Raw genomic sequence first — 5,648 nt, forward strand, 5'->3', positions numbered from 1 at the left:
GATTCCTTGCATTGGGATTGCCTCCACTCTCCACTTGCGCAACACGGTATAAATAACTTTCAGGGATCCCATAACGTGCCGCTGTCTGGCGGATCGCTTGATCAATTGAAGGATGATAATGGGTCATTTTGCGTACTCTATTGAAGCACTAGGACCTAACCCTTTTGCTATAGCTCTAGAAACAATCTTCACCCCCCCATCTGTTAATACCCCTGCGTGATGCCACTTCAAAGCACTTTGAATCAATTGAGCAATTTCATTGCGCTCCATTCCTTTAACACCAAAAGTTGCTAACTTCGCTATTCCGCGCTCTAGCTCTTGTCTTGCTTGCAACGCCTCTGGTGCATTCGGATGAAAAAACATGTTGCGAGCGAATTTAAAGGCTTGAACGGGTATATCGGGCCAACTCTGCGGTACACCAACCCCATCAAAAAGAGACAAATCAGGAGTGCCTTCAAATTTTTGATAACCTTTTTTTGACGCATCAGAATAGAATTTCTCCTTATCTACTGCCTTTTTAAAAGTAGAAAACCGTTCAGGTCCTATAATCCTTTCAAGATTCTCAGATGCAAGATTTTGTTTTAAAAGATTAGAGAATTCATTAATAGGGTCACTCTTTTTCTTTAATAAATCATCTAATGCATCTCTCAACCCCATTTTATAGGTATTATTTTGTTCACTCCAGTTTCCTTTAGAAAGATTTTCCTTAACGGCATCTCTCTCAACACTTTTTTCAAGTTTTGTGTGAAGAGCACGCCTACCTTGTTTTATCGCTTCTTCAAAACCTTCATATTTTTCTGCACTACCTCGAGCTGCTTTATAAATAGGAGAAACCTTGTCCGCTATCTCTACTAAATCTTTCTTAAGCGATTGATATACAGAAGCCATTTGATTATCACCAGAATTTTTATTCTTTCTATAAAAGTAATCAAGAGACCTCTTGATTTGATCTAATAACTCCATTGTAGGTTTATAATTAATATGTCTAAAATCTCTAGAATAGAACATTTCTGGTTTTGCATTGCGAATGTCTTTTCTTAAGATTTTAACAGCTCGCTCAACAGCTTCTTGAAATGCTTCTTCTTCAAAAAGTCTATTAAGAGCCGGATAATGCTCTTTTCCTATCGGAGTACGATAGGCTTGAGCATAGAGAGGACCATGTGCCCTATCCCCTTCCTGTTTTAACGTCCTTTTTAAAATATCTCTATGCTGGTATGGCGCAATTGTCTGTTCCATCATATCATCAAGTCGTTGAACAGAACCGCCTAATCTTTTCTCATGCGCTTGCTTTAAAATATTAAAAACATCTTCATTGGTTTTAGACGAATTCCACAAAGCTTGTCGTAACTTTTCATTGATATCTGTTAAAAATACCTCATGGGGTTCTTTCTCAAGGCGTTCAAAGATGTTTTTAGTTTTCTTATCGTAAAGATGCTTAGCAACTTCTCTCAAAGCTTTATTGGAAACCTCTTTATGAGCAGGATTAAAATAATTCCTTGTAACAGGAGATGACTTTAGAGTATTTACAAGTAAACCACCTCCCTTAGAAATTAAGTTGCCTCCGAAAGCAGCAACCGGTGTCAAAACAGCACCACCCACAGCACTAGCTAACGCCGAATTCACCGTATCATTGTAACCTTCTCCTGCGCCAGAACCATGTAAAGCACCAGAACCAGCACCTACAAGTGCCCCTCTCCCTAAACTTCCTAAAGTTGTCCCTGCTCTCAAAAAATTTAACCCAGGAATACCTATTGATGCCACTGTTGGTACAATCGAACCAGCAATATAACCAATAGAAGATAATATTGGGTGTTTCTTTTCCAAGGCTTTTAAATAAGCACGCTCTTTTGCTACCCTTCTATTATAAATCTCTTCTGCTCGTTTATCGCCACGCCAATAATCCGTAAAACCTGCTTCATTCGCTGCTTGTATCTCATCACTATACCCTGCTGTCAAACCAGATATCCCATGACTCCAAAGTGCACGTAGCCAAGTCCAATCTTTATCATCAAATGAAAAATCATCTGTTGTAGGTTGTGAATTAAATGAAGCCGTATCATCATCAACAATACGAGAATAAGGAATATAACCCATTGCTTTTTTCTCTTGAGTACCACGCCCCTTCTTCACTGAAGAATTATTATCAGATACATCATCAACAATACGAGAGTAAGGAATATATACCACTTTAAGCCCCTTTAACCCTTGTCTTACCATCTTCACCAACAAAGCGTGCACCAGAAGGCAATGCATCTTCCTGTTCTTTGCTGGTAACAAGCGGTAAATCACTACGTCCTTGCTGTGGAGCTACAGAGTGCGGCTGTAAAGTAACTTTATCAACATTCTCTTGCGTTAATGCAATGTTACCATTTTCTAGTAAGGCTAATACATCTGATTTCATCTTACCTAAAATCTCACGGATTTTTTTCAATCTAAACAGGAGCTCTTTATGACCCAAGTTGTACTTTATCTCTCCTAAATAGCTCTTTAATATATCAAGCTCTTTTTCTGTAAGATTACCAAAACCAGAAGCACCGTTGCGTGAATACCGTCTCATCGTTTCTAAACGATCAATACCTATCCGGTTTTTAATAGAATCAAGTAATGAACTCATATCACGGTGCTGAGGAACACTTAACTGAGCTTGCATATTAGCCAAATTACCTGTAGCCCATTCACCCTTTTCTTCCATATACGCCATAAAACGTTCAATATCATTGATTGTATTACTACTGATAGCTTCACTATTTTTAAGCTCTATCGTTTCTCGTAGGCGATCCATTTCTTCTTTAGATCTAGGATCATTATTGCCAGTCATTTTTTGTAACAGAACAGCATTTAACGCATTTTTATTCCCAGCCATAACCCGCGCTTCTTCTTCACTGTAGCCTTTAGACTTCAAATACTCGACGGTTTGGTTAACTTTACCTCTTTGCTTATCACCTTCATGCAAGTTCTTCAGTCCCCTAGCAAAGAGTTGCCACCCAGACGAATCTGGACTCGCTGTTATTGCTCCTAAAAGAAAATCATCAATATTTTTACTGACATCAGACTGTGAAAAACGAGAAAGTTTATCCCAAAAACTAGGTTCTGGGTTAGGACGCTGTTCCTGCGGTGTAACTGGTGCTATTGGAAAAGACGCATTATTTCCTACACGAGGCGGGATTTCTTTTCTTGGAATCGGGGTGGTTTTATTCTCTTCAATAGGAGAAATAGAACCTATTGGAGCAGGAGAAAAAGGACCTATATTATAATTATACGGATTATTTGTAGAAATCACACTAGGAAGAACTGGTAGCTGACCAGTAAAAGGTATTTTTCTGTCTTTGTCCAGTCTTTTACTGTACTCCATTGCTTCCTGTAATCGATCTGCTACCGTGCTAATTGCTACACGTTTATCTCTCGGATCAAAATCCATAAAAACCATCACATTATCCTTTCAAACCTTTAAGCTTTGGGATCATTTCCGCTGCCTGCTTTGTTCCATAAATCGCCATCGCAAGATTCTGCCAAGGATTGTTGCCTTGCATCTCAGAACCTGTCATATTATTCATAGTCGTACCATAATTTCCTGCAAAACCATGCCCCGCATTCATTAACATGTTCAATCTATTCCAACCGCTATTGTCTTGCTCCATCCAACGTTCGCGGTTGGCATCAACAACTCTCTGATTGTAATTATCAAGCACACCTCCACCCTGTATGGCATTAGAATAAGCATTGCCATAACCTTGTAAGAAATTATTCGAAGCACCCAACTGATTTTGGTTAGCTTGGTCAATCATTGCATTCGCTTGCATCATATTTTGTACATCTTGATTGTATTGGTTCGCTGTAGCACTTGTAGACAAAGCTCCAAGTTCATTTGCCAAAACACCCGTATGTGCACCGGACCCATAACGACCTGCTCCTGCAAAAGAGCTATGAATAGTATCTCTTGCACGGTCTAAACTCTTTTGAAGAGCAGCATTAAAAAAGGGATTTTGTCCAACCAGATCACCAGAAGCCATTCTTCCAAGATTATTTGCTGCTGATGTTGGATTGTAGACTGTATTCATCAAAGAACGATTTTGGTAATGGCTAGGAATACTCCCAAGTCCACCAATGGCATAGCGCGTCTGATCACTTAATGGCGCAACACGAGGTCCACCATAAACATTCCCACCCATCCCTGTATTATACATTTGATAAGCATCCGCACCACCACGCTTAAAGACATTCTCCATCCAAGCAGGAGGGGCGCTTGTTTGCACCTGCTTTTGTTGTGTTTCTGTTGGGCTCCTACTCCCCATGTCTCAAATCCTTCCTATAGTAAAGCATATCTATCTCATAACCCTGTTTGCTGAGTGCTCGTTTCCAACCAAAACGCCCTAAAATCTCCAGTTCTAAAGCACCATTCTCAACTGCCCAATCCTCTATAGAGTGCAAATTCTCAATAAGACCAAGAACACCCTTGCCACTACATTCACAAATCAAGGCACGCTTCTTTCCTAAAACGGTTTCTTGTATCTGGGTCGTAACTGCTGCTAAAAAGCGCTCGTCATCATCCAAAACAAGCCATAACTGTTTTTTGCCCGTGCAAATGGCTTCAATGATTTCTTGCAACGTAACTTCATGTTTGAAACGCTCTACATACGCACTCAATGACGCAAGTATCTCTTCTAGATAAGGCGCTATACGCTCCATATCCCAAGAACTGGTCAAATAGACTTTTGCCATTATCCCCTACCTAAAGGACGTAAATCCGCATTAAAGCCAGTAATCATCGTCCAAAGTTCATGTTCGGGAATACGCAATTTAAAGCGGTGATAACGATTGCGTGAGCGACCATGATAAGCGCCCGTAATATAAGAACACCCCCTCTCCTTGTGCCATGTAATCGGCGTATCATGATTACGCAATCTTCTCTCACCTATGCTTAAAAGACCTTGCGTTGTATCAACCTCTGCAAACATCTTCGTGATAAAGCTAAAACTTCCATCCGGTGCCCCCATCTCTTGCGATACAAGAGTTGCCTCCATCGGCGCTCCTGTAAACATAACAAGATGATTTTGTTCATTAAAAGCCCCAAGGATAGGTGCACCACTTTGCCAACGGGGGCTGTCTAAAGAAGCCGGCAAGGACTCAAGATTTATTGAGATCTCATCCAACTGTTCCAAAGTATAACCTGTCGTAAACACTGGAAACAACGTGAAAGGCTTGCCCTGTATCGTCGACCATTTCTGCAAACCCCAATCATAAACAAAGGTCGTTTGCTCGTTATTGCCTTTCTTTAAGGACCAGTAAATCCGGTTATCAACGGGGTCTATCACTCCTTGCATCTCATCAAGGGCAAGTTTATCAAAGTTTTTAAAAACCGTTCTATCAACCTTTTCAAAGCCTATCGGCAAAAGTTGTCCATCCAAACGCATCTGATAAAAGCCACCATCACCGGCAAAAAAAGCATCACTGCCTCGACAAGCTATAGAAGCTGCACTGCGTACTCCTCGCTTGTCTTGGATCTTTTGAAACGTAAACACTATCTTAGAACCCGCAACAAAAGTTCCTGCATAAACAGCAGAACGCATAAATATGAGCGGATTGGTAGATTCCGTTGCACCCTGTACATATTCTCCATCCGGAAAATCCTGAAAATCGCAATTTTTCTG

General features: G+C 40.5%; 5 protein-coding genes and 1 pseudogene. All 6 read right to left on the reverse strand.

The features are described from left to right. On the reverse strand, nucleotides 1-127 hold a 127-nt coding region (locus K3248_RS05340), incomplete at its 3' end, for a transglycosylase SLT domain-containing protein (RefSeq protein ID WP_220717509.1). Continuing rightward, a complete protein-coding gene (locus tag K3248_RS05345; RefSeq protein WP_220717370.1) occupies nucleotides 124-2,187 on the reverse strand; it encodes a glycine zipper 2TM domain-containing protein in 2,064 nt (687 codons plus the stop codon). The genes K3248_RS05340 and K3248_RS05345, both read right to left, overlap by 4 nt. Before the next feature lies 1 nt (nucleotide 2,188). Beyond that, a complete protein-coding gene (locus K3248_RS05350; RefSeq protein WP_220717371.1) occupies nucleotides 2,189-3,427 on the reverse strand; it encodes a hypothetical protein in 1,239 nt (412 codons plus the stop codon). Between the two features lie 4 nt (nucleotides 3,428-3,431). Next, nucleotides 3,432-4,292, reverse strand: coding sequence for a BaGTA-type gene transfer agent maturation protease BgtD (gene bgtD, locus K3248_RS05355; protein ID WP_220717372.1), 861 nt, complete (start codon nucleotides 4,290-4,292; stop codon nucleotides 3,432-3,434). Further along, nucleotides 4,282-4,719, reverse strand: a complete 438-nt coding sequence (locus K3248_RS05360; RefSeq protein WP_220716920.1) for a hypothetical protein — start codon at nucleotides 4,717-4,719, stop codon at nucleotides 4,282-4,284. Before K3248_RS05360 ends, bgtD begins: the two co-directional genes overlap by 11 nt. Beyond that, nucleotides 4,719-5,648, reverse strand: a pseudogene (locus K3248_RS05365) (hypothetical protein); the annotation flags it as partial. The gene K3248_RS05360 and the pseudogene K3248_RS05365, both read right to left, overlap by 1 nt.

The organism is Bartonella raoultii, from assembly GCF_019659805.1.
Taxonomy (GTDB): domain Bacteria; phylum Pseudomonadota; class Alphaproteobacteria; order Rhizobiales; family Rhizobiaceae; genus Bartonella; species Bartonella raoultii.

What these genes read in the sequence shown, in the direction of transcription:
- K3248_RS05350 (WP_220717371.1), bottom strand. Translation starts at nt 3,427, where the DNA reads ATGGTTTTTATGGATTTTGATCCGAGAGATAAACGTGTAGCAATTAGC.
- bgtD (WP_220717372.1), bottom strand. Translation starts at nt 4,292, where the DNA reads ATGGGGAGTAGGAGCCCAACAGAAACACAACAAAAGCAGGTGCAAACA.
- K3248_RS05360 (WP_220716920.1), bottom strand. Translation starts at nt 4,719, where the DNA reads ATGGCAAAAGTCTATTTGACCAGTTCTTGGGATATGGAGCGTATAGCG.